The sequence below is a fragment of the Pantoea conspicua genome (assembly GCF_002095315.1).
In the GTDB taxonomy this organism is placed as follows: Bacteria; Pseudomonadota; Gammaproteobacteria; order Enterobacterales; family Enterobacteriaceae; genus Pantoea; species Pantoea conspicua.
Genome location: NZ_MLFN01000007.1, coordinates 42,529 through 66,511 on the forward strand (window position 1 = coordinate 42,529; position 23,983 = coordinate 66,511).

A 23,983-nucleotide genomic window follows, 5' to 3' on the forward strand; every position below is an offset into this window, starting at 1 on the left:
AGATCGCTCTTTACCCACAATCCTGTCAGCCTCATTAATGACGACGCATATTACACTGTTAACGCCGCGCATAAAAGAATGGAACGTTGTGGAAGCGAAACAGAGTTTTGCACAGGGAAGAACAGACAAAGGCCGCGGAGTGCGCGGCCTGGGCGTGGGTTACGCTTCGCTTTCAACACGCAGCGCGTCAGGAGGTAATGCGATGTTCAGGATCACCGGTTGAAAGGCTTCACGGTCGCCCAGCTTCATTGAGACCCCTTTGGCGATAATAAAGCCGCCGATACCGCCCAGCAGCGCGCCGCTGGCGGCGGCCAGGTCGCTATTGAACAGTGCCTGAAACAGGCCTGCCACCAGAAACAGACCAAACAGCGGCGTCATGTAGACCAGCAACGCCGAGCCCAGCAGGCTGCTCTCGCGGATACCCAGTTCGATCCGCTGACCCGGTTGCAGCGGTTTGCTGCTGGCAATCTGCATCACATGGGCATTTTTCGGGCCGAGTTTGTTCAGCATGTGACTGCCGCAGCCTTTACGCGCCTGACAGCTGTTGCAGGAGGTTTTCGCTTCAGTATGCAGAGTGGCGATGCCATCCTGCCATGCCACCACGGTGGCCCATTCTCTCATCATTTTTGTGACCCCAGGTCGATGCTGTCCGCAATGCGTTTTGCTGTCGCTGGCGGTAATTCGCCGACCACTGCAATCTCGCTATTATTGCGCACAACCGTCTGGACCGTACGACGCCCAGTGCGCAATGTCTGGGTAGTACTGCTTTTATCGGCTGGCGTAATATTGATCGCGAAGCTGAACAGGCCATCGCTGTAGAGACGTGACTCCATATTCTTGTTCAGCGCGGGCAGCGTACGACGGTTCTGAGACACCAGCGTCATACCGGCGGGAATCCAGCCTGGCTGCCAGTTGAGCGTCACCGCATCCCCTTTCGGCACCGAGAGCGATGGCGGCAAATTGGCTTTCTCCAGCCCCTGCATCAGATTACGCACCCCTTCGTCTACCGCGAAGCTGATGACGCGGAACTGCTCCAGCGTTTCACCATCACGATCCAGCAAGTCAATGCGCAGCGGTAGTTTGGTATCCACATCGAGCCAGACTACGTAGCTGTAACGGGTGCCGTCGCGCGACACGATGCGCAACACGTCACACATCTGATCGGCAATACGTGAGCGTCCGACGGTAATAAAGTCGTAAGCACTGCTCAGTTTGGAGAAATCAGCAAAAATAACCGATGGCAAGGCATCGATAATGTGGTTGCCAGGTAGCGAGAACGGTTCAAGGCCCGGTTCGAAGTAGCTGATATCGTTGCCGCGCTGGATCACTTCACGGCGCGGACCGTCCATCTGCAACAGCTGAGCAAAAATGCGCTGATCGATCACCGCATGACGGTAACGCAGCGATTCAATGCCAAGGCGGGAGACGTTGATATAAGCAAATTCGTAGTTGAGGTTCTGACTGGCCTGCTCCATCTGCTGCAATAACGCCCCAGACGCAGAAGTTTGCGCCGGGGCGGCAGATGACCACAACAGGCTGCCTGTCAGCAGGCTAACAGCATACCAAAGCGGCTTCATTACTGCTGCTGGAGTCCTAAGGATTGGTTTCCGGGAACATCAGCCTGTGCCTGTTTCGGTGCGTTGGTTTCAAACTGCAGCTGATCGGCATGTAAGCGGCGTTGCAGTTCATAATCCTGCAGCATCGCGTTAACGCGACGACGCTGATCCTGAACCTGCTGATTGGCGCTGTTGGTATCAAACGCATCTGACGGTACGCCCAGACTGACCGGTGAGGCTTTACCCATCATCGGCAGCGTGTTGAACACCGGTGAGTCAGACGCTTCAGTCGCACCGCCGTTTGGCTGGTTGTAGTGCTGTACGCCAACGATAACGGCCAGTGAGACGCAGGCAGCCACGCCGACCTGAGTCAGCTGCGCGGCCCACGGACGCACTTTCTGCCAGAACGGCATTTTTTCCCAGCGGGAAGGTTCTGGCTGCGCTTCAGGGATCAGCGGTGTAACAGTACGCAGCGGTTCTTTTTCGATGGCAGCGGCAACGCGCGCAGAGATATCAAAATGCAGGAACTCACCAACATCGCCGCGCATCGTATCGCGAATGAGATGGTAGCTTTCCCAGCTTTTCTGTAAATCCGCATCCTTAGATAACGTGGAGAACAGCTCGTTATCTAAGGTCTCACCATCCATTAAAGCGGAAAGTTTTTCTTTCTGCATGCCTATGTACCCTTCCAGTAGCCGTTATCACTGACGTTGGATAAGCGGTTGAACTTTATTATCAATGGCCTCTCGTGCACGGAAGATACGTGACCGAACAGTGCCTACCGGGCAATCCATAATGACGGCGATCTCTTCATAGCTCAGGCCGTCCAGTTCCCTGAGGGTGATTGCCATACGCAAATCCTCAGGTAGCGCCTCGATGGTACGAAAGACAATTTGTTTCAGTTCTTCTGACAACATTAAGTTCTCAGGGTTCGAAATTTCTTTTAATGCACCCGCACTTTCGAAATTTTCTGCATCAATCGCATCCACATCGCTGGATGGAGGACGACGTCCCTGAGCAACCAGGTAATTTTTCGCTGTATTGACCGCGATGCGGTACAGCCAGGTATAAAACGCGCTATCGCCCCGGAAAGAGTCCAGTGCGCGATACGCTTTAATAAACGATTCCTGTACTACATCAGGCACATCGCCCGACGGAACATAGCGTGAAACCAGGCTCGCCACTTTATGCTGGTAACGAATCACCAGTAAGTTGAAAGCTTTTTGATCTCCCTTCTGTACCCGTTCAACGAGGATCTGATCCGTTAACTGCTCGCTCATCCGAGGTAATGTCTCCCCAAATTTTTTATACGCGTAAAGTAACTGCCAGCACATCTCAATGTTTCTGAGCAAGCATGCGCTTAGAGTTGTGATGTGGTGCGAAGTTCACTTATCGCCCTAATATTTACCGCTCCGCTGGAGACTCTCCGGCTTGTTCATTTTCGTTCAGTGCAAGGAGCGCAAATCGCAGGCAGAGTAACCTATGACAACGGCTTTTTCATCTTTAAATCCCTGCGCTTAATTAAGTTTGGTATAAAAAACAGTTTTTAAACCCGCCTGGCTTTAACTTGCTGATTGCTGGTGACATTTAACCCACCCGCCGCCAGCGAGCTGAAAAGTTGTTCAAAATACTTCACAGCAACCGGCTTAACGCTTATGCTCAGCCCTATTCTTGTTTAGTAAATTAAACACCATGACAAATGCAAATCCGGATTATCAATGTGATGTATTGATTGTGGGCAGCGGCGCAGCCGGTCTGTCGCTGGCGCTACGTCTGGCCAGACACTATCAGGTGACGGTGCTCAGCAAAGCACAAGTCAATGAGGGTTCCACCCTGTATGCGCAGGGCGGTATCGCGGCAGTGTTTGATGAAACTGACAGCATTGAGTCGCACGTGGAAGATACGCTGATTGCCGGCGCCGGGCTGTGCGACCGTGATGCCGTCTCGTTTATCGCCAGCAATGCCCGTCACTGCGTGCAGTGGCTGATTGATAACGGCGTCGCCTTTGATATCGATCCGCAGGCGGCGGGCGAGATGCGCTATCACCTGACCCGTGAAGGCGGTCATAGTCATCGCCGTATTCTGCACAGCGCCGATGCCACCGGCCGCGCGGTAGAAACCACGCTGGTCAGCCAGGCGCTCAGCCATCCCAACATCCGGATTCTGGAACGGACTAACGCCGTCGATCTGATTCTTTCAGACAAACTCGGGCTGCCCGGACCACGCCGGGTCGTGGGTGCGTGGATCTGGAACCGCAATCGCGAGCAGGTTGAAATCTGTTCTGCCCGCGCGGTGGTGGTGGCGACCGGCGGCGCAGCAAAAGTCTATCAATACACCACTAATCCCGATATCGCCTCCGGCGATGGCATCGCAATGGCGTGGCGGGCCGGTTGTCGGGTCGCCAACCTCGAATTTAACCAGTTTCATCCGACCTGCCTGTTTCATCCCCAGGCGCGTAATTTTCTGTTAACCGAAGCGTTACGCGGCGAAGGGGCCTGGCTGCTGCGTCCTGACGGCAGCCGCTTTATGCCCGATTTTGATGAGCGAGCTGAACTGGCGCCGCGCGACATTGTTGCCAGAGCCATTGATCATGAGATGAAACGGCTGGGTGTTGACTGCATGTATCTTGATATCAGTCATCAGCCGGAAGCCTTTGTCCGCGCTCACTTCCCGATGATTTACGACAAGCTGCTGACTTTTGGCTTTGATCTGACCAAAGAGCCGATTCCAATTGTGCCTGCCGCGCACTATACCTGCGGCGGCGTGATGGTCGATCAGCAGGGCCGCACCGACGTTAATGGCCTGTATGCGATTGGTGAAGTGAGTTATACCGGCCTGCACGGTGCCAACCGGATGGCCTCCAATTCGTTGCTGGAGTGCCTGGTCTATGGCTGGTCAGCCGCAGAAGATTTGATTCGCACCCTGCCCGAGGTCGAGCCCGTTACCGCACTGCCTGGCTGGGATGAAAGTCAGGTTGATGATGCCGATGAACGGGTGATTATCCAGCATAACTGGCATGAGCTACGGCTGTTTATGTGGGATTACGTCGGCATCGTGCGCACCACCAAGCGCCTGGAGCGGGCGTTGCGCCGCATCACCCTGCTCCAGCAGGAGATCGATGAGTATTACCATCATTTTCGCCTCTCCAACAATTTGCTGGAACTGAGGAATCTGGTGCAGGTCGCCGAGCTCATGGTGCGCTGCGCGCTTGTGCGAAAAGAGAGCCGCGGACTGCACTACATCCGCGACTACCCCGATCTGTTACCGGAAGCGCTGCCAACCATTCTGACGCCGTCCGGCTACAGGAACAGATAGAACGCCCGCGTCAGACAACACCAGTCATCAGAATAGTGCGTGTCAGGCGCGCGAATGGCGAGGCGCTCCAGCAGCGTTTCGCCCGCCTGGGGGGAAAAGGCCAGCAGCACGCGATGCGGTGGACGATGGGCATATTCCGCCACGTCCAGCCGGAAACGTAAATGCCAGCCATCGGCCAGCGCCAGACTGATAAACGTCTCACCGGTGGCGGTGGGCAGCACCACGCAGAACATTCCCTCTTCTTCAATCAGCAACGCTGCGCTGCGTAACAGGGTCTGATGATCGAGCGTGCTGGTTGCCCGGGCGCTGTCGCGCGCCGCGCTTGAGCAGGCCACGCCGGGCGCGAAGTACGGGGGATTACTGACGATCAGCGAGTAGCGCTGATCGCAACGCTCTGCCCAGCGGGCAATATCCTGCTGATGGACCTGGATACGGGCCGGCCACGGCGACTGCCGGACATTCTCCTGCGCCTGCTGCGCGGCCTCACTCTCCAGCTCAACCGCATCAATTTCCACCGGTGACGGCGTACGTTGCGCCAGCATCAGCGCGATCAGCCCACTGCCACTGCCAATGTCCAGAATTCGTCTGACGCCTGCCACTGGCGCCCAGGCGCCAAGCAGAATGGCATCAGTTCCGACTTTCATCGCACAGCGATCGTGCGCGACAAAAAATTGTTTAAAGGTAAATCCGTTCTTGTTTAACTGGGGCCGCTCACGCGGCTTGTCGTGCATCATCGGTCGCTACCATTTACTTTTTTTCTGCCGTACGGCAGCGCATAAGTGTAACGTGACAGGTAACGGAATTCACGCAGCAGACCATACCTGGCGGATTAACAGATGAAGATTATGTCTGATCTGTCTATAATCAGCGCCCCAAACTGAGGTAGACCATGACAGTAACCACATTTTCCGAACTCGAACTCGACGAAAGCCTGCTGCAAGCGCTGCAGGAAAAAGGCTTTACGCGCCCAACAGTGATTCAGGCTGCTGCAATTCCGCCCGCGCTTGAGGGCCGCGACGTTCTGGGTTCGGCACCTACCGGGACCGGGAAAACTGCCGCCTATCTGCTACCGGCGCTGCAGCACCTGCTTGATTTTCCCCGTAAAAAATCTGGCCCGCCCCGCATTCTGATCGTCACACCAACCCGCGAACTGGCGATGCAGGTCGCAGACCAGGCGCGTGAACTGGCGAAGCATACTCATCTGGATATCGCCACCATCACCGGCGGCGTGGCCTATATGAACCACGCGGAAGTCTTCAGCGAAAACCAGGATATCGTGGTCGCCACCACCGGTCGTCTGCTGCAATACATCAAAGAAGAGAACTTTGACTGCCGCGCCGTTGAGACGCTGGTGCTCGATGAAGCGGACCGTATGCTGGACATGGGGTTCGCCCAGGATATCGAAACCATTGCGGCGGAAACCCGCTGGCGCAAGCAAACGATGCTGTTTTCCGCCACGCTGGAAGGCGAAAACATTAAAGACTTCGCCGAGCGTCTGCTGAACGATCCGGTTGAACTGGAAGCCGATCCAAGCCGCCGTGAACGTAAAAAGATCCAGCAATGGTATTACCGTGCTGACGATCTGGAACACAAAACCAAATTACTGGTTCACCTGCTGAAACAGCCGGAAGTGACACGCTGCATCGTGTTTGTGCGTAAACGTGAGCGTCTGCATGAGCTGGTCAGCTGGCTGCACGAAGCGGGGATTCGTAGCAGCTACCTGGAAGGCGAAATGGTGCAGGCTAAGCGTAACGAAGCGATCAAGCGCCTGATTGAAGGCCGGGTGAACGTGCTGGTCGCTACCGACATTGCAGCACGTGGCATTGATGTTGATGACGTCAGTCACGTCTTCAACTTCGATATGCCGCGCACCGCCGACACCTATCTGCACCGTATTGGCCGTACCGGACGCGCGGGCCGTAAAGGGATCGCGATTTCGCTGGTTGAGGCGCACGATTACGTACTGCTGGGCAAAATCAGCCGCTACGTCAACGAGCCACTGAAAGCGCGCGTAATTGATGAGCTGCGCCCTGAGACACGCGCGCCACATGCTAAAACCACCGGTAAACCGTCGAAAAAGGTGCTGGCGAAGCGTGCAGAGAAGAAATCGAGTGAAGCGGAAAAACCGCGGGTGAAAAAACGCCATCGCGATGCCAAAAATATTGGCAAACGCCGTAAGCCGAGCGGCAGCGCACCGGCTAATGAGAATGCGGAATAAATCATCGCATGAATAAAAAAATCGCCTCTGATGAGGCGATTTTTTTTACTTAACAATCAATAACAGGCGGTTGGTGCCATTTTCAGAGCCTGAGGGCAATCTTTCGTTATTCAGCGCCACTCAGGTTTCAGGCCTGGCTTCTATCTTCTTAATAATCCGATAGATAATACTGTGTGTGCTTTGCGTTTTTTTTCAGCGCCTGCTGACTGTTGTGACTCAAAGACTTTCAGTAAAGGTACGGGCAATCACGTCGCGTTGCTGCTCTGGCGTCAGCGAATTAAAACGAACCGCGTAGCCGGAAACACGAATGGTCAGCTGCGGATACTTTTCAGGATGTTTAACCGCATCTTCCAGCGTTTCACGACGCAGAACGTTGACGTTCAGATGCTGTCCGCCTTCGACCCGCACCTGCGGTTTCATCTCAACCGGTACTTCACGGTAGGTGAACTCACCCAGTTCGCTGATAGCAACAACCTGATCTTCTTCATAGCCGCCTTTAGCGCACAGGCAGCGCGCTTCGCCTTTCTCTTCGTCCAGCAGCCAGAAAGAATTAAGAAGTTGGGGTTTATTGGTTTGTGTGATCTGGATTCCAGTAATCATGACAGCGCCTCCAGGGCAATGCGTGAATAAATCAAATTTGAGGCCCCGGTATATCATTCTACCGCTTAGTCAGCCTTGACCTGGGTCAATTTTAGCCAGCCGGTAATCCCCTCTTTTCGCTAACTGTTTGATCTCACAACCCAGCTGGCATTAACTATTTTTGCATTATTAAAAATATTTTTACTCTTCAGCTCAGCAGCAGGAACGGCTAAGCTTACGGCATAAACCTCAAGGGAGTTAACTATGGCTGAAAAGCTGACCTGGCACGATGTGCTGGCTGAAGAGAAACAGAAACCCTATTTTACCGAGACGCTGAAGTTAGTGGCTGATGAGCGCGCAAATGGGGTGACGGTTTATCCGCCGCAAAAGGATGTGTTCAACGCTTTTCGCCTGACAGAATTAGGCGACGTCAAGGTAGTGATTCTCGGTCAGGACCCGTATCACGGGCCTCATCAGGCACATGGCCTGGCCTTTTCGGTCTTGCCTGGCGTACAGGTGCCGCCGTCGCTGCAAAACATCTATAAAGAGCTGTTGCAGGATATTCCAGGCTTTCAGAAGCCGGATCACGGCTTTCTCGAAAGCTGGGCAAAACAGGGTGTGATGCTGCTGAATACGGTATTAACGGTGGAAGCCGGTAAGGCCCATTCCCACGCGCGTTTTGGCTGGGAAACCTTTACCGATAATGTGATTGCTGCGATTAACCAGCATCGTGAAGGGGTGGTGTTCCTGCTGTGGGGCTCGCACGCGCAGAAGAAAGGCAGCATTATTGACCGTCAGCGCCATCATGTATTGCAGGCGCCGCATCCTTCCCCGCTCTCCGCGCACCGGGGCTTTTTTGGCTGTCAGCACTTCTCGAAAACCAACGCCATATTGCATGAAGCCGGTCAGGAACCGATTGACTGGACGCCGGTACTGCCTGCATAAGCCGGAAAGCACACGGCCGCGACAGTGCGCGGCCGTGGAACGGATTCAGGCGTGAATTCAGCCTTTGGCTTTGGCAACCGCCACCATCGCCGGACGCAGTAAGCGACCATTCAGCGTGTAGCCACGTTGCATCACCAGCATTACCTGGTTAGGTTCGAACTCTTCAGACTCCATCATCGACATCGCCTGATGCACTTCCGGATTGAACGGCACGCCGGTTTCGCCGACCACTTCAACGCCGAATTTACGCACTGCACCGAGCAGACCCTTGAGGGTCAGTTCAATCCCTTCGATCATTGGCGCCAGCTGCGCGTCTTCTTTATTCGCCACTTCCAGCGCTCGCTCAAGACTGTCGATCACCGGCAGCAATTCGTTGGCAAATTTCTCCAGAGCGAATTTATGCGCCTTCTCGACGTCCATTTCGGCACGGCGACGGATGTTCTCAATCTCAGCCTGCGCACGCAGCTGCGCATCACGCACGCCGGTTTGCGATTGCGCTAATTCAGCTTCGAGCTGAGCGATACGCTCATCACGCGGATCCACCTCAGATGCTGTCTCCGCTTCCTGAGGTTGCTGCTGATCCTGCTGAATTTCGTCTGAGACTTGCTCGTTTGGGGTGTTCTGTTCTTTACTACTCATGAATTTCTCCGCGTTTTGCACATTCATTTCGCTGGTTGGCTTATTATGGGGATCGGTTTGACGGTTTCAAGGGAACCTATCACATTGCCTTGCCGTTTTGGCTTATAAGGAACACCCACTCGATGAACAAACACTTTAACTGCATTGGTATTGTGGGTCATCCACGCCATCCCACCGCGTTAACCACGCATGAGATGCTCTGGCGCTGGCTGACCGCCAAAGGTTATCAAGTGATCGTAGAGAAGCAAATCGCGCAGGAGCTGGCGCTACACGACGTTCAGACCGGTACACTGGCGGAGATTGGTCAACAGGCCGATCTGGCGGTGGTGGTCGGCGGTGACGGCAATATGCTGGGCGCGGCCCGCGTGCTGGCGCGTTATGACATCAAAGTGATTGGCATCAACCGCGGTAACCTCGGCTTTCTGACCGATCTCGATCCGGACAATGCGCAACAGCAGCTGGATGAAGTGTTACAGGGCAACTACTTCGTTGAAAGCCGCTTTTTACTGGAAGCACAGGTGTGTAAATCTGACTGCTCGCCACGTATTGGCTCGGCCATCAATGAAGTGGTGCTGCATCCGGGTAAAGTGGCGCACATGATCGAGTTTGAAGTCTATATCGATGAAGTGTTTGCTTTTTCCCAGCGCTCCGATGGGCTGATTATCTCTACGCCTACTGGCTCAACCGCCTACTCACTCTCGGCTGGCGGCCCGATACTCACCCCCTCGCTGGAGGCGATTGTGCTGGTGCCGATGTTCCCGCATACGCTGTCGGCCCGTCCGCTGGTGATTAACAGCAGCAGTACCATCCGTCTGCGTTTCTCTTCACGCCGCAGCGACCTGGAGATCAGCTGTGACAGCCAGATTGCGCTGCCGATCCAGGAAGGTGAAGATGTGCTGATTCGACGCAGTGCCAGTCACCTTAATCTGATTCACCCTAAAAACTACAGCTATTTCAATACGCTGAGTTCAAAGCTGGGCTGGTCAAAAAAATTATTCTGAAAAGGCGCGCCGCCTCTTTACTGGATAAAATTCCAGTTTATACTGTATGAAAAACCATATGTGTTTATTCATACAGGTGAACCTATGCTGGCCCAACTGACCATCAGTAATTTCGCTATCGTTCGTGAGCTCGACATTGATTTCCAACGCGGTATGACAGCAATCACGGGTGAGACCGGTGCCGGTAAATCTATCGCGATTGATGCGCTGGGATTATGCCTTGGCGGTCGCGCCGATGCCGATATGGTGCGTCAGGGTGCCAGCCGGGCCGATCTTTGCGCCCGCTTCCAGCTTAAATCCTCCCCTTCTGCTCAGCGCTGGCTGGTGGATAATCATCTGGATGATGGCAATGAGTGTCTGCTGCGCCGGGTGATTAGCGCGGACGGACGTTCACGCGGGTTCATCAACGGCACGGCGGTGCCGCTGTCGCAGCTGCGCGATCTCGGCCAGTTACTGATTCAGATTCACGGTCAGCATGCGCACCAGTTGCTGCTCAAGCCTGAGCACCAGAAACATCTGCTGGATGCCTACGCCGGTCATGACGATCTGCTGCAGCGCATGCGCACCCATTATCAGACCTGGCACCAGAGCTGCCGCACCCTGGCACTGCATCAGCAGCAGGCGCAGGAGCGTGAAGCGCGTCGTGAACTGTTGCAGTATCAGCTGAAAGAGCTGAACGAGTTTGCGCCGCAGGCTGGCGAATATGAGCAGATTGACGAAGAGTACAAGCGGCTCGCCAATAGCGGACAGCTGCTGTCGACCAGCCAACAGGCGCTGCAGCTACTTGCGGACAGTGACGACAACAATCTCTGCAGCCTGCTCTACAGCGCCCGTGAGATGCTCTCTGAGCTGACCTCGCTGGATGAGAAACTGAACGGTGTCTACAACCTGCTGGAAGAAGCGGCCATTCAGCTGAGTGAAGCCAGCGACGAATTACGTCACTACTGCGACAGCCTCGATCTCGATCCTAATCGCCTGTATGAACTGGAGCTGCGCATTTCGCGCCAGATCGCCCTGGCGCGTAAGCATCACGTTACGCCGGAAAATCTGCCTGAACTGCATCAGCAGTTGCTGGCTGAAGCAGAACTGCTGTCACAGCACGAAAGCGATCAGGAGAGCCTGCAGTCACTGGTTGGCGAGCACTATCAGGCTGCCCTGTTAAGCGCTGAGCAGCTTCATCAGCAGCGCACACAGTACGCTGAAGAGTTGCAGCAGCTGATTACCCAGAGTATGCATCTGCTCTCTATGCCGCACGGCCAGTTTAAGATTGCGCTGACCTTTAACCCGTGTCAGCTGACGGCAGAAGGCGCCAGCCGCATCGACTTCCAGGTGACCACGAATCCCGGCCAGCCGCTGCAGCCGCTGGGCAAAGTCGCTTCGGGTGGTGAGCTCTCCCGTATCGCGCTGGCGATTCAGGTGATCACCGCGAAGAAAATGGAAACGCCAGCGATGATTTTCGATGAAGTTGATGTCGGGATCAGCGGTCCGACTGCCGCCGTGGTGGGTAAACTGCTGCGTCAGCTGGGTGAGTCAACGCAGGTGATGTGTGTCACCCACCTGCCACAGGTGGCGGGCTGCGGACATCAGCACTTTTTTGTCAGCAAAGAGACCGATGGCGCAATGACCGAAACCCATATGCAGCCGCTGGACAAGCGTGCGCGCCTGCAGGAACTGGCGCGACTGCTGGGAGGTAGCGAGGTCACACGCAACACCCTGGCGAATGCCAAAGAACTTTTAGCCGCCTGATAGCGCACTTTTTTTAACCTGCCGTGGTCATATGCATGCTCTGTAGAGGTTCCCAATAGCGAAAAGGTTTATTATCATCGGCACTTATGTCGCCAAAGTAATAAAGCCTGCCGCAGGCAGAGTTCAGATTTTGTTGGCAAAAAAACAGCCTGTAAAAGGCGTTTGGCCCCGGAAAAGGAATGTATAGATGCGCTGTAAAACGCTGACTGCCGCGGCAGTGGTAATGTTGATGATGACCGCCGGATGTTCCACCTTAGAGCGCGTGGTATATCGTCCTGATATCAACCAGGGTAACTATCTGGTTGCCAATGATGTGGCCAAGATTCACACCGGTATGACACAGCAGCAGGTGGCTTACACGCTCGGTACGCCAATGATGAAAGATCCGTTCGGCAGCAACGTCTGGTATTACGTTTTCCGTCAGGAACCAGGCCATGAGCGCGTACAGCAGCAGACGCTGACGCTCAACTTTGATGGCAACGGCGTTCTGACCAATATCGACAACAAGCCGAATCTGGCGCAAAAAAGCGACTAACCCAACGGCAGACAGTAAAAAAGGCGCACTGAGCGCCTTTTTTTATGCTGTTGATTATCAGGACAGAGTACCTGCTGCTTACTTTTTTCCAGACGCTGAGCGCTCTGCGCGTTGACGACGCAGCTCTTTAGGATCGGCGATCAGCGGTCGATAGATTTCAATCCGATCGCCTTCATCAACCACATCACTGAGCTTTACTGCCCGGCTGTAGATACCCACTTTGTTGCTGCTGAGGTCGATTTCGCGGCGCAGCTCCAGTATTCCGGATTGCTCTATCGCCTGCTCCACCGTGCTGCCCTGCTCCACGTCAACATAGAGCAGGTATTGCTTTTCAGGCAGTGCGTAGACCACCTCAACCGCGATATCAGGCACTGTAGACCTCTTTGGCGCGCTGCGTGAACGCCTGCACCATGCTGTTGGCCAGCTCTTTGAAGATTCGACCAAAGGCCATCTCGACCAGCATATTGGTGAATTCAAACTCCAGGCTTAACTCCACCTTGCAGGCATCATCGCCCAGCGAGATAAATTTCCAGCCGCCAGTCAGCTTGCGGAACGGCCCGTCAACCAGTTGCATATGAATGCTCTGGTTATCCGTCAGGGTATTGCGGGTAGTAAATGTTTTGCTGATGCCAGCTTTCGACACATCCACAGACGCGGTCATCTGATTTTCTGACGCATCCAGCACGCGGCTTCCGGTGCAACCCGGCAGGAATTGCGGATAAGCATCCACATCATTTACAAGTTTGTACATCTGCCCGGCACTAAACGGGACCAGCGCCGAACGACTAATCTGAGCCATAATGGTTCCTGTTCATCACGAAACCGCTGAATAATAGCATTTTCAGCGATTAAACAAAAATGCCCCCGAGTAAGGGTGTGCTAGAATATCCCGTTTCCTGCCGCCCCGCTGGACTGGGGATGCGATAACCGACTAAGTGATGTAAAATACGCCGCACTATGACAAAGAAAAAATCACACAAACCCGGTTCTGCCACTGTTGCCATGAACAAACGCGCCCGCCACGAATACTTCATTGAAGAGGAGTATGAAGCGGGATTATCGTTGCAAGGATGGGAAGTTAAATCACTTCGTGCCGGCAAAGCCAACATCAGCGACAGCTATATTTTGCTGCGCGATGGCGAAGCGTTCCTGTTTGGTTCAACCTTTCAACCCTTAGCCGTTGCTTCCAGCCATGTGGTGTGCGATCCCACGCGCAGCCGTAAGCTTCTGCTGAAGCAACGTGAGCTGGATTCACTGTATGGCCGCGTCAATCGCGAAGGTTATACCATCGTGGCGCTCTCGCTCTACTGGAAGAACGCCTGGTGTAAACTGAAGATTGGTGTTGCACGCGGTAAGAAAGAGCATGATAAACGTGACGACGTCAAAGACCGTGAATGGCAACTGGATAAAGCCCGTATCATGAAGAATTCAAAGCGTTAAGCGCTGGATTCTTACACGATTTTTTGCTAGTATTTAAAGTTCTGGGGCTGATTCTGGATTCGACGGGATTGTGAAGCCTTAGGAGCATGCCGAGGGGCGGTTTGCCTCGTAAAAAGCCGCAAAAAAATAGTCGCAAACGACGAAAACTACGCACTAGCAGCTTAATAACCTGCTTAGAGCCTTCTCTCCCTAGCTTCCGCTCTTAAGACGGGGATCAAGAGAAGTCAAACCCAAAAGAGATCGCGTGGATGCCTTGCCTGGGGTTGAAGCGTTAAATCCAATCAGGCTAGTCTGTTAGTGGCGTGTCTGTTCGCAGCTAACCGGCGAATGTAAAAACTGACTAAGCATGTAGTGCCGACGGTGTAGTAATTTCGGACGCGGGTTCAACTCCCGCCAGCTCCACCAAAATTCTTCAAAGATGGTTCCAGAGCCATCCGCAGAAGTCCTGAAAGCCCGCACGGCACAAGCCCTGCGGGCTTTTTTGTATCCGTAATCTTCCGTGACGATCCGGCTGAATCCAGTGATAATTGGTACACGTTTAGGTACACGCTATAATGGGGGCCAAAAACGTGTACCAATTATGGACGGAAATCAGTCATGGCGCGGATTACACGCCCCCTTACCAATAATGAAATCCTCAAAGCTAAGCCTCAAGAGAAAGACTTCACGCTGCATGATGGTGACGGACTTTTCCTGCTCGTCAAAACATCCGGTAAAAAGCTATGGCGTTTTCGTTACCAGCGGCCGAATAGCAGCAGTCGCACAAATCTTAGCCTTGGCTCTTACCCTGCTCTAACGCTTGCAGTTGCACGCCAAATGCGTGACCAATATCTGTCTCTGCTTGCGCAGGGGATTGACCCGCAGAAGCAACAAGTGGAGGTATCAGAGCAACGGCAAATTGAACTTGATAGTGTTTTTTCAGTTGTTGCCGGAAAGTGGTTTCAGCTTAAGAGCAAAAGCGTTACCGAGGATTATGCGAAGGATATTTGGCGATCGCTGGAGAAAGACATTTTCCCTTCCATTGGTGAGATTTCTGTTCAAGCGCTCAAGGCCAGAACGATCGTTGAGGCATTGGAGCCGATAAAAGCTCGCGGGGCGCTTGAAACAGTCCGTCGCTTGGTTCAGCGTATCAATGAAATCATGATTTATGCGGTAAACACTGGCCTGATTGATGCTAATCCGGCATCAGGGGTTGGCATGGCCTTTGAAAAACCAAAAAAGCAAAACATGCCGACACTGCGGCCAGAAGAATTACCCAAGTTGATGCGTTCTTTGGTAATGTCGAATCTGTCCGTTACGACTCGCTGCCTTATTGAATGGCAACTCCTGACTCTGGTACGCCCTTCTGAGGCCTCTGGTGCTCTGTGGGCAGAGATTGATCGCGATGCAAAGATTTGGACAATTCCGGCAGAACGAATGAAGGCCAAACGTGAGCACATCATACCTTTATCGCCTCAGGCATTGGAAATTCTGGATGTGATGGAACCTATCAGTACTCACCGTGAACATATCTTTCCGAGCAGGAATGATCCAAAAAGAGCTATGAATAGCCAGACAGCTAATGCTGCTTTAAAACGTATTGGGTTTGGAGGTAAGCTCGTAGCTCATGGATTAAGGTCAATCGCAAGTACAGCAATGAATGAAGCTGGCTTAAATCCTGACGTAATAGAATCAGCATTAGCTCATGTAGACCCAAATGAGGTCAGACGCGCATATAATCGAAGTTCTTATCTTGAACATAGGAAGTCTTTAATGTCATGGTGGGGGCAAACAGTTGATGATCATAAAAGGATATTAAAATGAACAACGATATAAAAAAGGCCATTGATGAAGGTAGATTAATGCTTTTGTTAGGTGCAGGAAGTTCTTTCGGCTCTTTAACTTCAAATGGTGAGCCTCTTCCTCTTGGAGAGCAGTTAGCTAAAACATTGGCACATGAAGCTGGCTTAAAGTATGGTGGCGAACCTTTGCCCCGTGTATATGGCGCATGCAAAAGAAAGCTTGGTGAACGCATAGATGAAATATTTGATAAGCAATTTAGGAATTGCCGCCCATCAAAAGAATACAACAGACTTGCTCATTACACATTTGCCAGAATTTATACTTTGAATATTGATGATGCTCTTGAAAGAGCATTAGAAAGGTTTTCAAATCAAAGTATCTACATCAGAAGTCGTTTTGATAAAGTTGTTCCACGTGATCAGATATTTAAAAAACTTGATTACATAAAATTAAATGGTGATGTACGGAATAGTCGAGATGGCTATATATTTTCACCCCAAGAATATGGTGCATCATCTGCAAATGCACCTTTATGGTATGAAGAGCTAGGAAGTGACTTTTTTAACTACACCTTCCTCTTCATAGGCACCAAACTAGAAGAACCACTATTTTATCATCATATTGAACGTTATAAAGGGCGAACAAACAGCATAGAGCAGAGAAGCTTTGTAATTACCCCCTCCGCTTCTGAAATTGACATTGAAAACCTTTTGGAATCAAACATTGAACATATATCCGGAAGTTTATCTGACTTTATAGAATGGCTTGATGAAAATTTTCAAAAGCCACCAACCCCAACTTCCACTTTATTAAAAAGTCGTCCTGAGCTAAATGTTAAAGATGTTGATGACCCTAGTAAATATATCAGTATATTTAAGGAGGTTATACCTGTAAGTCGCTCACAATTAAGTTTACTAAAGGAAGCTGATAGTGGTTTTCCATTGAGGAATTTTTATAGAGGATATAAACCAACATGGAAAGATATACTCGATAACGTGCCAGCGTTTTTATCTCATACAAATAAAGCATTTCAGATGATTAGGGATACTTTAAGCAACTCTGATGAAACTAATATGTTTTGTATATTTGGATCAGCTGGGTCAGGTAAAAGCACAATGATGAAACAATTAGCATTAAAATTGTCAGAAATAAACTTCCCCGTTTACTACTTAGACAATATCAATGCTGATGTTTCATCGTTAGTAAAAGAGTTAAACAGAAAAACATCTGGTAATTATTTCATTTTCATTGAGAAAATCGCTGATATTGCACCATCGATAGGAGAAATAATTAAAGAAAATAAATCCAATAAGTGCAAATTTGTAGTTTCTGAAAGCCTAAACATTTGGTCTTATCGTGCCAAAGAACATTTTGATGACCTAAAAACTAAATACTTAGACATTTCGCTTATAAATAGAAGTGATGCTGAAAAAATACTTAATAAAGTTAAAATTTATGGTAACTGGACTCGGCTTGAAAAATTCTCACCGACTGAAAGAATTACCGAACTAACGACTAAGTCAAGACAGCAATTGTTAATCGGGTTAATGGAGTCAACTTCAGGAGATGGGTTCAATAAAATTATCGAAAGAGACTATAATAAGATCCCTACTGAATCTCACAAAGCTCTATTAGTGCTTTGTGGTTTGGCCACCCTACAGCGAATGAATGCGCATGAATCAACTTTAACTCGCGCACTTCAGCACCTCAATCTAAACGGAGATGTTTTCAAGCTTTGTAGTGAAATGACTGGCATCCTTTTTTATAAAAATGGAACGATTACCACTCGCCATTACTCATATATTAATAAAATTTTAAATTCATACATAGATGCGAATTATCTTAAAGTTATACTTAGTGCATACATTTATTCCTTCTCTGCTTACGAATACCCTATCATGGTCAACATATCTAAAAGCGAGGGATATATCTATAAATCGCTCGTGAATTTTAAAACACTTAAAAAGCTCCTGCATAATAATGAAGATATGATTTTAGGGATATATAAATCATTTGAAAAAACGCTTGAAAACGAAGGTCTTTATCTATTGCAGTACGGCCTCGCTCTTCGTGGGTACAACCACCAAAATCAAGCATTAGAAAAAATATCCACTGCAAAAATAGCTTATAACGACTCCCCCCAAATAGATCACGCATTAGCACAGCAATTAATTATTCTTGCAACTCGTACTGATTCAAAATCTATTGCCATGTCTTATTTCAGAGATGCACAAGAAATACTGGTTAGATTAGAGAATGCTGACATCCATATTAACGATGGGTATCCAATTGTTACCTTGTCAGAAGGTCATATTACAATTATACAGAAATTTGAAGGAGAAGATGCAGCTCGGAAAATAGCTAAAGAGTACTTCCATCAACTTGAAAGGAAGATTGCTAAACTTACTCATAAAGCAAATCATAGGATCGTTGAAACTAAAAATAACTTATTTAAATATTACGCAACTGGTAAATTTAGATTTAAAAAATCTGAAAATTAATTCAAGGATATATGGCGTTACTATCGAGAGCGGTGGCGCGCGCTCGTAGCCCCGCCACGCCTGCCCGCTTTATGCAGCGGTTTTCATGCACCTGCATGATTAGCTCTGAGCCGCGCCACTGCTGGCCTTTCCTGCCGTTCCGGAATGCCGGAGACTCATGCGTTTTCATGCAGCATAGACATGCACTCACGCAACGGACGTAAAAAACCCGGCACTGGCCGGGCTTCGGTGAGTTTCTGCATCTGCGGCTCAGAAAAGTTTACGCTTGCGGCGATCAGTTCTGGCTCCCCGGAAAGGATGCGCACCGCTCACGCTCAGCACGTCATCACGGAACATCAGCGGCTGATTTACGCTTGTCCATCGCTTAATGAGGTTTTGGACATATACGCGGTACAGCGTGTCGGCATCGTTCGCGCCTTCGATAACCCCCGGTGCATGCGTTGAGCCATTCCGTTCAAACTGGCTGTACTTCATCCTGAGCAGGCTGCTCAGCTCTGAACCGTGAATGATAAAGAAGTCATCAATAAGCGTATCAATGCGCTCATCCGTGATGCCCTCATGACAGAACACGTAAGCGTTGGCCTTGCGCCCGGTCACGTCGGCCAGCACCGGCAGCTGATTTTCCTTTTCGGCAATCAGCCCGGCCAGGTCTGACGCCGTTTCCTGCTGTTCCAGATACTCCGCGCGCAGCGTCTTCATTTCCGGCGTGACGCTGCCGCCATTCTGTCCCAGCAGTTCACGGAAGCGTGCCCGGTTATCCCGGCTTGCCTGCTCCATTTCGGCCTTACGCTGGCGCAGCCCGCTGAGATTTTCAGTGGCGGCGTTTTCGGCCTGTCTTGCCTCCAGCCAGGCCAGCATCTTTGTATTGAGATCTTCGATACGCAGCCGCCAGTCAGAGGACAGCCCCTTTACCAGCTCAGTGGTGTGGCTGATTACGTCGGCTTCGGGTAACCGCAGGAGCCATCCGGCTTCCTTGAGTGGCTGCTGTACTCTGGCCTGCGCCGTACCGATACGGTTGCCGGCGGCCTGAATTTGTTCGTCGGTCATCTGCTGCTGTGTCATGCTGTTTTTCCTCTCTGTCAGGGCTGTGCGTGGCGGTCTTTGCGGGCGCTGGCTGAACCATAGCGGCCCAGCGTCTGCGGCTGGCGAACCGGCACGTCATTCTGCTGTTCCGGCTCTGCGACTTTGGGCCTGTGCGGCTTCATGATGATCTTCTCGACGCTCTCCAGCGCGGTAAACGTGCAGGAGCAGTCGAGGTTCTGGCACTGGTACCAGGTACGCTTTACGGAGGGCGCTTCATAAGCACTGGTGCGGGTGTGGGCTACCTGACCACATTCGGGACATTTCAGGGCCATCTCGTTTCCTGTCGGCTGGTTTCAGTAAGTCAATTGTGCCGGGTCTGGCACAGCGGCTTCTACCGGAGGACGTTGTATGACAGACCAGACAAAAGCATTACTTCTGGCGAGCCAGGAATAGGTCTCAGTGAAGCCCGTTATCAGCTTTCAGTTTTATATAAACCCTTCACTATTCTTCACCAGAGAGAAAAAAAGAGTAAATACAGTAAATTAAGAGGTGAAGAGTGAAAAATTAATCCTTCACCCTCTGTTCACCATTGTTCATCGCCGAGATTTCGACCTTATTCGCCCTTTAGAATGAGTAGTTTTTAAAATCCGACTGAAGCAAACTTAAAGTTATTGGATAAAACCTTACTATCCCTCTTTAGTACTATTTAGTACTGTTCTCGTACACCCATGCTTTATGTGGTTTTTGTGCGACCGGTCAGACAGATTTCTGTTGTTGTCACCGGCAAAAATATTCGCAAAATAAAGAGCTACCCGATGCCGTACACACCTGTGCGGCGCTTAACGGATACATAAGAGGTAGCTCATGCACACGACTTTAAACGCTCATTCATCCGCCCCGGCGGCCCCTGCTATGCCGGTATCATTCCCGGTCCAGGAACGCTTTATGCGCCTGCCGGAAGTGATCCACGTCTGCGGCCTGTCCCGCTCAACCATCTATGACCTCATCAGCCGCAGTGCTTTTCCGGCGCAGGTATCGCTTGGCGGCAAGAACGTCGCGTGGCTTGCCAGCGAAGTCAGTGCCTGGATGAATGCACGCATCGCCGCACGCGGTCAGGAACGTGCAGCATGATCTTCACCAACTCTTGAGATTTTCCGTCATGCTGCATTTTCCTTTGCTCCCCGGCTTGCGCGCCGGGGCCATTCCCTGGTACAGTCTTTATGCTGTCGCAAAATCGGCAGCCGGGATTGGCGTCCTGAATACAACGTTGGCGACACCAGACGCGCCTTGCGTCTTTTTTTGTGTCTGTGCCTGATGCACCCATTTTTCGGGCGACGGTTCTGTATCTGTCGTACCTACCGTGTAATGGTGGCTCAGGCGGGGGCTTCTCACGAAGCGCCGGTTTCCAATGTTGCCGGTTACGCCAACCCCGTCTGGGCTACCACCAGTGAAATTGGCGTTTCCGGTGGTGGCTGTAAGCTACTAACATTGGAGACTGCTATCATGGCTACGGTCCTTGATTCCCCATACCCTCAGTTTGTTTTCGTCTTTGCCGCCGTGCGCCGTACCGAGCGCCAGCAGCGTATCCACATGCTCCGCACCGTTGCCGCTGACGAACGCGCCGCCCGCCTGACGCTGGCCCGCGATTACGTACTGTCACTTGCTGCCCGCATGCCGGTCCGGGAGGTGCGCGCATGACTCACGCCACCATTTCCCACGCCGACCTGTTACGCCTTGAGCACCTGCGTAACGCTGGGCGCTTTATCAGCGACATGACCCTGCTTCAGGAGTGCCACGAACAGCCACAGGCCAGACAGCAGGCGCAGCTGAACTCGCTGATTTTCCTCATCACCGAGCAGCTGGACGGAGTGGTAAACCGCTGTCAGGACGGCTGGATGAACGGGGAGGTTGAGCCATGAGCACACGTACCCTTTCCCCCGAACTGCATTCCGCGCTTTCACGCCGCGCGGTGGCCTGCGCCTGGCTGACCGTCTGCCGTGAACAGAAGCGCTATCCCGGCCTGACGCTGGCGCGCCTTGAATACGCCATTGAAACCGAGCTGGAAGGCTTCTATCTGCGCCAGCACGGACGCCAGCGCGGTCAGGAAATTGCCTGCGCGCTGCTCGACGACCTGCTGGCCGCCGGGCCGCTCAAGTCGGCCCGTGCCTGAGCTTTCTGGGACAGGTGGTGATGGATGAACTATGCGGGCGGCTCAAAGGCGCGCCGGTGCTGCACTGAGGGAGAAAACAACAATGAAAATGACCGTATCAGACGCGGCAAAAGCCGCGCGGGGCCAGTGGCCCCGCATCCTGCCCGCGCTGGGCGTGAAGGTGGTAAAGAACCGCCATACCTCCTGCCCGGTATGCAGCGGAACCGACCGCTTCCGCTTTGACGACCAGGAGGGACGCGGCACGTGGATTTGTAATCAGTGCGGTGCCGGTGACGGCATGGACCTGGTGAAAAAGGCCCTCTCACTGAGCCTGACCGAAGCCGCCGCGCGGGTAAACGGCCTGACCGGCAGCCTGCCACCGATGGACAGCACGCCTGTCGCCAGCGCGGGCGAAGATAACGAAGCCGCACGCGCCGCCGCCGTGAAGCAGGCCCGGCAGCTGGTCAGCACCGCGCAGCAGGCAACTGGCAACGCCTACCTGTCACGTAAGGGCTGGCCGGAGCAGTCCTGCCTGACGCTGACGAAGCCGCAGAAAGTCGCGCTCACGGCCTATCATGCCGGTGACTTACTCGTTCCACTGCACGATATGGGAGGCAAGCTGGTGAACGTACAGCTGATTAACGCTGCGGGCGAGAAGCGCACGCTGAAGGGCGGCCAGGTCAAAGGCGCGAGTCACGTTCTCAGCACCGGCAAACCGGCAGCGCGCATCTGGCTGACGGAGGGCTACGCCACCGGCCTGACGGTGCACAACCTGACCGGTGATGAGGTGTGGATTGCCCTGTCGTCCGTGAACCTCCTTTCTCTGGCTGGCCTTGCCCGTGAAAAGCACGCCGCGCTGCCGCTGCTGATTGCCGCCGACCGCGACCTGAACGGCGACGGCCAGGCTAAAGCAAAGCAGGCCGCCGAAGCCAGCCGCGCAGCCGTGGCCCTGCCGCCGGTGTTCGGTGACTGGAATGACGCCTTCATGCAGCACGGTGAGGAAAGCACCCGGCGGGCGCTGGCCGAAGCCGCCACGCCGCCCGCCGCCAGTCCGTTCGACGTGATGAGTGAGGCGGAATTTTCGGCCATGAGCGCCAGTGAAAAGGCGGAACGCGTGGCGGAGCACTACCGCAGCGCGCTGGCCGTGGACGCCAGCGGGGAAATTCTGTCCCGCTACCGTTCCGGCGCGTGGAAGGTGATTTCCGGGAAGCAGTTCGAGCGCGACGTGGCAAAGCTGTTTCAGCGCCTGCGCGCGCCGTTTTCGGCGGGCAAGATTTCGGGCGTGGTGGACACGCTGAAGCTGATGCTGCAGCAGCAGGCCGACCCGGCGCGCCGTCTGATTGGCTTCCGTAACGGCGTACTGGATACCCGCACCGGCAGCTTCAGCCCGCACAGTAAAGACTTCTGGCTGCGCACGGTCAGCGAGGTGGACTACACGAAGCCCGTTCAGGGTGAAACGCTGGCAGACCACGCGCCGCACTTCTGGCAGTGGCTCGACCGCGCCGCCGGACGCGACCCGGCCAAACGCGATATTATTCTGGCCGCGCTGTTTATGGTGCTTGCGAACCGCTACGACTGGCAGCTGTTTCTGGAGGTCACCGGCCCCGGCGGTAGCGGTAAAAGCATCATGGCAGAAATCGCCACCATGCTGGCCGGAACGGACAACACCACCTCAGCCACCATTGAAACTCTGGAGTCGTCACGCGAACGCGCGGCGGTGATTGGGTATTCGCTGATTATACTGCCCGATCAGGAAAATGGAGCGGCGATGGCGCGGGCATCAAGGCCATCACCGGCGGCGATGCGGTCTCCGTGGACCCGAAGTACCGCGACGCCTATTCGACCCACATTCCGGCGGTGATTCTGGCAGTGAACAACAACCCGATGCGCTTCACCGACCGCAGCGGGGGCGTGTCGCGCCGCCGGGTGATACTGCACTTCCCGGAAATTATCCCGGCAGACGAGCGCGACCCGCAGCTGAAGGAAAAAATCAGCGGTGAGCTGGCCGTTATCGTGCGCCAGCTGATGCAGCAGTTCAGCCAGCCGCAGCAGGCCCGATCGCTGCTTCAGTCGCAGCAGAACTCTGACGAGGCGATGCGCATTAAGCGCGATGCGGACCCGATGGTGGACTTCTGCGGCTACCTGTTCACCACGCCGGAGCCAAACGCGCTTTATATGGGGAACGCCAGTATCAGGCCGCTTCAGCCCAGGCGTTACCTTTATCACGCCTATCTGGCCTATATGGATGCCAACGGCTATAAGAATCCGCTCAGCATGAAGATGTTTGGCCTGTCGCTGGAGAGCATCATGCGGGAGTACGGACAGCACTACATGAAGCGCCGTACAAAGCTGGGTATGCAGACGAATCTTGACCTGACGGAAGAAAGCAGCACCGACTGGCTGCCAAAGTGTGATGATCTCACCGCTATATAACTAACCAAGACCGGCGAAAGCCGGTTTTTACAATCAGACTTCCTGTAGTTAAGGAAACTCGTCTCCTCAAAGCACCGTTGATCATTTTACCGCATCCATTTTTAATGAAAACAAAATGGAT

At 52.8% G+C, this 23,983-nt stretch carries 22 protein-coding genes, 1 other RNA gene and 3 pseudogenes; 15 read left to right on the forward strand and 11 right to left on the reverse strand.

The window, feature by feature from the left end; all coding sequences use genetic code 11:
• Window positions 1-159 precede the first annotated feature (159 nt).
• From rseC to rpoE, 4 genes are read right to left on the reverse strand one after another with little or no spacing between them, the layout of a single operon-like run.
• Complete coding sequence (rseC, locus tag HA41_RS04555) at window positions 160-624, reverse strand: SoxR-reducing system protein RseC (protein WP_094119771.1); 465 nt, start codon at window positions 622-624, stop codon at window positions 160-162.
• Window positions 621-1,577, reverse strand: a complete 957-nt coding sequence (gene rseB / locus HA41_RS04560; protein ID WP_094119772.1) for a sigma-E factor regulatory protein RseB — start codon at window positions 1,575-1,577, stop codon at window positions 621-623. The genes rseC and rseB overlap by 4 nt, the downstream gene beginning before the upstream one ends.
• Window positions 1,577-2,230, reverse strand: a complete 654-nt coding sequence (gene rseA / locus HA41_RS04565; RefSeq protein ID WP_094119773.1) for an anti-sigma-E factor RseA — start codon at window positions 2,228-2,230, stop codon at window positions 1,577-1,579. Before rseA ends, rseB begins: the two co-directional genes overlap by 1 nt.
• Before the next feature lie 27 nt (window positions 2,231-2,257).
• Window positions 2,258-2,836: an RNA polymerase sigma factor RpoE gene (gene rpoE, locus HA41_RS04570; protein WP_094119811.1), complete on the reverse strand. Its 579-nt coding sequence runs from the start codon at window positions 2,834-2,836 to the stop codon at window positions 2,258-2,260.
• A gap of 412 nt (window positions 2,837-3,248) precedes the next feature.
• On the opposite strand from rpoE, the gene nadB reads away from it, so the two are divergent.
• Window positions 3,249-4,871 (forward strand): L-aspartate oxidase, encoded by a 1,623-nt coding sequence (nadB, locus tag HA41_RS04575; protein ID WP_094119812.1) that lies wholly within the window; start codon window positions 3,249-3,251, stop codon window positions 4,869-4,871.
• Here the strand turns inward: nadB and trmN are convergent.
• A complete protein-coding gene (trmN, locus tag HA41_RS04580) occupies window positions 4,856-5,605 on the reverse strand; it encodes a tRNA(1)(Val) (adenine(37)-N(6))-methyltransferase TrmN (RefSeq protein WP_094119774.1) in 750 nt (249 codons plus the stop codon). The two genes, nadB and trmN, sit on opposite strands and share 16 nt — an antisense overlap.
• A gap of 155 nt (window positions 5,606-5,760) precedes the next feature.
• On the opposite strand from trmN, the gene srmB reads away from it, so the two are divergent.
• On the forward strand, window positions 5,761-7,089 hold the full coding sequence (gene srmB, locus HA41_RS04585) for an ATP-dependent RNA helicase SrmB (RefSeq protein ID WP_094119775.1): 1,329 nt from the start codon (window positions 5,761-5,763) through the stop codon (window positions 7,087-7,089).
• Window positions 7,090-7,305: 216 nt separating this feature from the next.
• Here srmB and grcA read toward each other — a convergent pair whose 3' ends face one another.
• A complete protein-coding gene (gene grcA, locus HA41_RS04590) occupies window positions 7,306-7,689 on the reverse strand; it encodes an autonomous glycyl radical cofactor GrcA (protein ID WP_094119776.1) in 384 nt (127 codons plus the stop codon).
• A gap of 243 nt (window positions 7,690-7,932) precedes the next feature.
• Here grcA and ung point away from each other — a divergent pair, with 243 nt between their 5' ends.
• The gene (ung, locus tag HA41_RS04595; protein ID WP_094119777.1) at window positions 7,933-8,613 is read left to right on the forward strand and encodes a uracil-DNA glycosylase; all 681 of its coding nucleotides are present in this window, start codon (window positions 7,933-7,935) and stop codon (window positions 8,611-8,613) included.
• 57 nt (window positions 8,614-8,670) lie between these two features.
• Here ung and grpE read toward each other — a convergent pair whose 3' ends face one another.
• Entirely contained in the window at window positions 8,671-9,252 is a 582-nt protein-coding gene (gene grpE / locus HA41_RS04600; RefSeq protein ID WP_094119778.1) for a nucleotide exchange factor GrpE, read from the reverse strand.
• A 122-nt stretch (window positions 9,253-9,374) separates the two neighbouring features.
• Here grpE and nadK point away from each other — a divergent pair, with 122 nt between their 5' ends.
• From nadK to bamE, 3 genes are all read left to right on the forward strand, one after another.
• On the forward strand, window positions 9,375-10,253 hold the full coding sequence (gene nadK / locus HA41_RS04605; RefSeq protein ID WP_031376292.1) for an NAD(+) kinase: 879 nt from the start codon (window positions 9,375-9,377) through the stop codon (window positions 10,251-10,253).
• 84 nt (window positions 10,254-10,337) lie between these two features.
• Window positions 10,338-11,999, forward strand: coding sequence for a DNA repair protein RecN (gene recN, locus HA41_RS04610; RefSeq protein WP_094119779.1), 1,662 nt, complete (start codon window positions 10,338-10,340; stop codon window positions 11,997-11,999).
• Between the two features lie 187 nt (window positions 12,000-12,186).
• Window positions 12,187-12,534: an outer membrane protein assembly factor BamE gene (gene bamE, locus HA41_RS04615; RefSeq protein WP_031376294.1), complete on the forward strand. Its 348-nt coding sequence runs from the start codon at window positions 12,187-12,189 to the stop codon at window positions 12,532-12,534.
• Window positions 12,535-12,612: 78 nt separating this feature from the next.
• On the opposite strand, the gene HA41_RS04620 is transcribed toward bamE, so the two are convergent.
• A complete protein-coding gene (locus tag HA41_RS04620) occupies window positions 12,613-12,906 on the reverse strand; it encodes an RnfH family protein (RefSeq protein ID WP_094119780.1) in 294 nt (97 codons plus the stop codon).
• A complete protein-coding gene (locus HA41_RS04625; protein WP_031376296.1) occupies window positions 12,899-13,333 on the reverse strand; it encodes a type II toxin-antitoxin system RatA family toxin in 435 nt (144 codons plus the stop codon). Before HA41_RS04625 ends, HA41_RS04620 begins: the two co-directional genes overlap by 8 nt.
• Window positions 13,334-13,491: 158 nt before the next feature.
• Between HA41_RS04625 and smpB the strand changes: the two genes are divergently transcribed.
• The 4 genes from smpB to HA41_RS04645 all read left to right on the forward strand — a co-directional run bounded on the left by smpB (window position 13,492) and on the right by HA41_RS04645 (window position 18,257).
• A complete protein-coding gene (smpB, locus tag HA41_RS04630) occupies window positions 13,492-13,974 on the forward strand; it encodes an SsrA-binding protein SmpB (RefSeq protein ID WP_094119781.1) in 483 nt (160 codons plus the stop codon).
• Between the two features lie 43 nt (window positions 13,975-14,017).
• Window positions 14,018-14,379: a transfer-messenger RNA gene (gene ssrA, locus HA41_RS04635) on the forward strand.
• A gap of 192 nt (window positions 14,380-14,571) precedes the next feature.
• Window positions 14,572-15,777 carry an integrase domain-containing protein gene (locus HA41_RS04640; protein WP_094119782.1) on the forward strand — a complete coding sequence of 402 codons (1,206 nt, stop codon included), beginning with the start codon at window positions 14,572-14,574 and terminating at the stop codon, window positions 15,775-15,777.
• Window positions 15,774-18,257 (forward strand): P-loop NTPase, encoded by a 2,484-nt coding sequence (locus HA41_RS04645; protein WP_094119783.1) that lies wholly within the window; start codon window positions 15,774-15,776, stop codon window positions 18,255-18,257. Before HA41_RS04640 ends, HA41_RS04645 begins: the two co-directional genes overlap by 4 nt.
• 249 nt (window positions 18,258-18,506) lie before the next feature.
• Here HA41_RS04645 and HA41_RS04650 read toward each other — a convergent pair whose 3' ends face one another.
• Both HA41_RS04650 and HA41_RS04655 read right to left on the reverse strand, forming a co-directional pair.
• Window positions 18,507-19,319 carry a hypothetical protein gene (locus HA41_RS04650; protein ID WP_094119784.1) on the reverse strand — a complete coding sequence of 271 codons (813 nt, stop codon included), beginning with the start codon at window positions 19,317-19,319 and terminating at the stop codon, window positions 18,507-18,509.
• A 17-nt stretch (window positions 19,320-19,336) separates the two neighbouring features.
• Window positions 19,337-19,612 (reverse strand): ogr/Delta-like zinc finger family protein, encoded by a 276-nt coding sequence (locus HA41_RS04655; RefSeq protein WP_094119785.1) that lies wholly within the window; start codon window positions 19,610-19,612, stop codon window positions 19,337-19,339.
• 532 nt (window positions 19,613-20,144) lie between these two features.
• Between HA41_RS04655 and HA41_RS04660 the strand changes: the two genes are divergently transcribed.
• The 5 genes and pseudogenes from HA41_RS04660 to HA41_RS04680 all read left to right on the forward strand — a co-directional run bounded on the left by HA41_RS04660 (window position 20,145) and on the right by HA41_RS04680 (window position 23,862).
• Window positions 20,145-20,411, forward strand: a complete 267-nt coding sequence (locus HA41_RS04660) for a helix-turn-helix transcriptional regulator (protein WP_090958525.1) — start codon at window positions 20,145-20,147, stop codon at window positions 20,409-20,411.
• Between the two features lie 28 nt (window positions 20,412-20,439).
• Window positions 20,440-20,978, forward strand: a pseudogene (locus tag HA41_RS21305) (host cell division inhibitor Icd-like protein).
• Complete coding sequence (locus HA41_RS04670) at window positions 20,975-21,199, forward strand: hypothetical protein (protein ID WP_094119787.1); 225 nt, start codon at window positions 20,975-20,977, stop codon at window positions 21,197-21,199. Before HA41_RS21305 ends, HA41_RS04670 begins: the two are co-directional and overlap by 4 nt.
• Window positions 21,196-21,518, forward strand: a pseudogene (locus tag HA41_RS04675) (DUF5375 domain-containing protein). Before HA41_RS04670 ends, HA41_RS04675 begins: the two are co-directional and overlap by 4 nt.
• A gap of 14 nt (window positions 21,519-21,532) precedes the next feature.
• Window positions 21,533-23,862: pseudogene (locus HA41_RS04680) on the forward strand (phage/plasmid primase, P4 family).
• Window positions 23,863-23,983 lie beyond the last annotated feature (121 nt).

Coding starts and splice junctions, on each gene's coding strand:
- srmB (WP_094119775.1), top strand. CDS start 5,761: ATGACAGTAACCACATTTTCCGAACTCGAACTCGACGAAAGCCTGCTG.
- HA41_RS04640 (WP_094119782.1), top strand. CDS start 14,572: ATGGCGCGGATTACACGCCCCCTTACCAATAATGAAATCCTCAAAGCT.
- grcA (WP_094119776.1), bottom strand. CDS start 7,689: ATGATTACTGGAATCCAGATCACACAAACCAATAAACCCCAACTTCTT.
- nadK (WP_031376292.1), top strand. CDS start 9,375: ATGAACAAACACTTTAACTGCATTGGTATTGTGGGTCATCCACGCCAT.
- rpoE (WP_094119811.1), bottom strand. CDS start 2,836: ATGAGCGAGCAGTTAACGGATCAGATCCTCGTTGAACGGGTACAGAAG.
- rseC (WP_094119771.1), bottom strand. CDS start 624: ATGATGAGAGAATGGGCCACCGTGGTGGCATGGCAGGATGGCATCGCC.
- HA41_RS04670 (WP_094119787.1), top strand. CDS start 20,975: ATGACTCACGCCACCATTTCCCACGCCGACCTGTTACGCCTTGAGCAC.
- HA41_RS04660 (WP_090958525.1), top strand. CDS start 20,145: ATGCACACGACTTTAAACGCTCATTCATCCGCCCCGGCGGCCCCTGCT.
- rseA (WP_094119773.1), bottom strand. CDS start 2,230: ATGCAGAAAGAAAAACTTTCCGCTTTAATGGATGGTGAGACCTTAGAT.
- grpE (WP_094119778.1), bottom strand. CDS start 9,252: ATGAGTAGTAAAGAACAGAACACCCCAAACGAGCAAGTCTCAGACGAA.
- HA41_RS04645 (WP_094119783.1), top strand. CDS start 15,774: ATGAACAACGATATAAAAAAGGCCATTGATGAAGGTAGATTAATGCTT.
- recN (WP_094119779.1), top strand. CDS start 10,338: ATGCTGGCCCAACTGACCATCAGTAATTTCGCTATCGTTCGTGAGCTC.
- HA41_RS04625 (WP_031376296.1), bottom strand. CDS start 13,333: ATGGCTCAGATTAGTCGTTCGGCGCTGGTCCCGTTTAGTGCCGGGCAG.
- smpB (WP_094119781.1), top strand. CDS start 13,492: ATGACAAAGAAAAAATCACACAAACCCGGTTCTGCCACTGTTGCCATG.
- rseB (WP_094119772.1), bottom strand. CDS start 1,577: ATGAAGCCGCTTTGGTATGCTGTTAGCCTGCTGACAGGCAGCCTGTTG.
- bamE (WP_031376294.1), top strand. CDS start 12,187: ATGCGCTGTAAAACGCTGACTGCCGCGGCAGTGGTAATGTTGATGATG.
- HA41_RS04650 (WP_094119784.1), bottom strand. CDS start 19,319: ATGACACAGCAGCAGATGACCGACGAACAAATTCAGGCCGCCGGCAAC.
- ung (WP_094119777.1), top strand. CDS start 7,933: ATGGCTGAAAAGCTGACCTGGCACGATGTGCTGGCTGAAGAGAAACAG.
- trmN (WP_094119774.1), bottom strand. CDS start 5,605: ATGATGCACGACAAGCCGCGTGAGCGGCCCCAGTTAAACAAGAACGGA.
- HA41_RS04655 (WP_094119785.1), bottom strand. CDS start 19,612: ATGGCCCTGAAATGTCCCGAATGTGGTCAGGTAGCCCACACCCGCACC.
- nadB (WP_094119812.1), top strand. CDS start 3,249: ATGACAAATGCAAATCCGGATTATCAATGTGATGTATTGATTGTGGGC.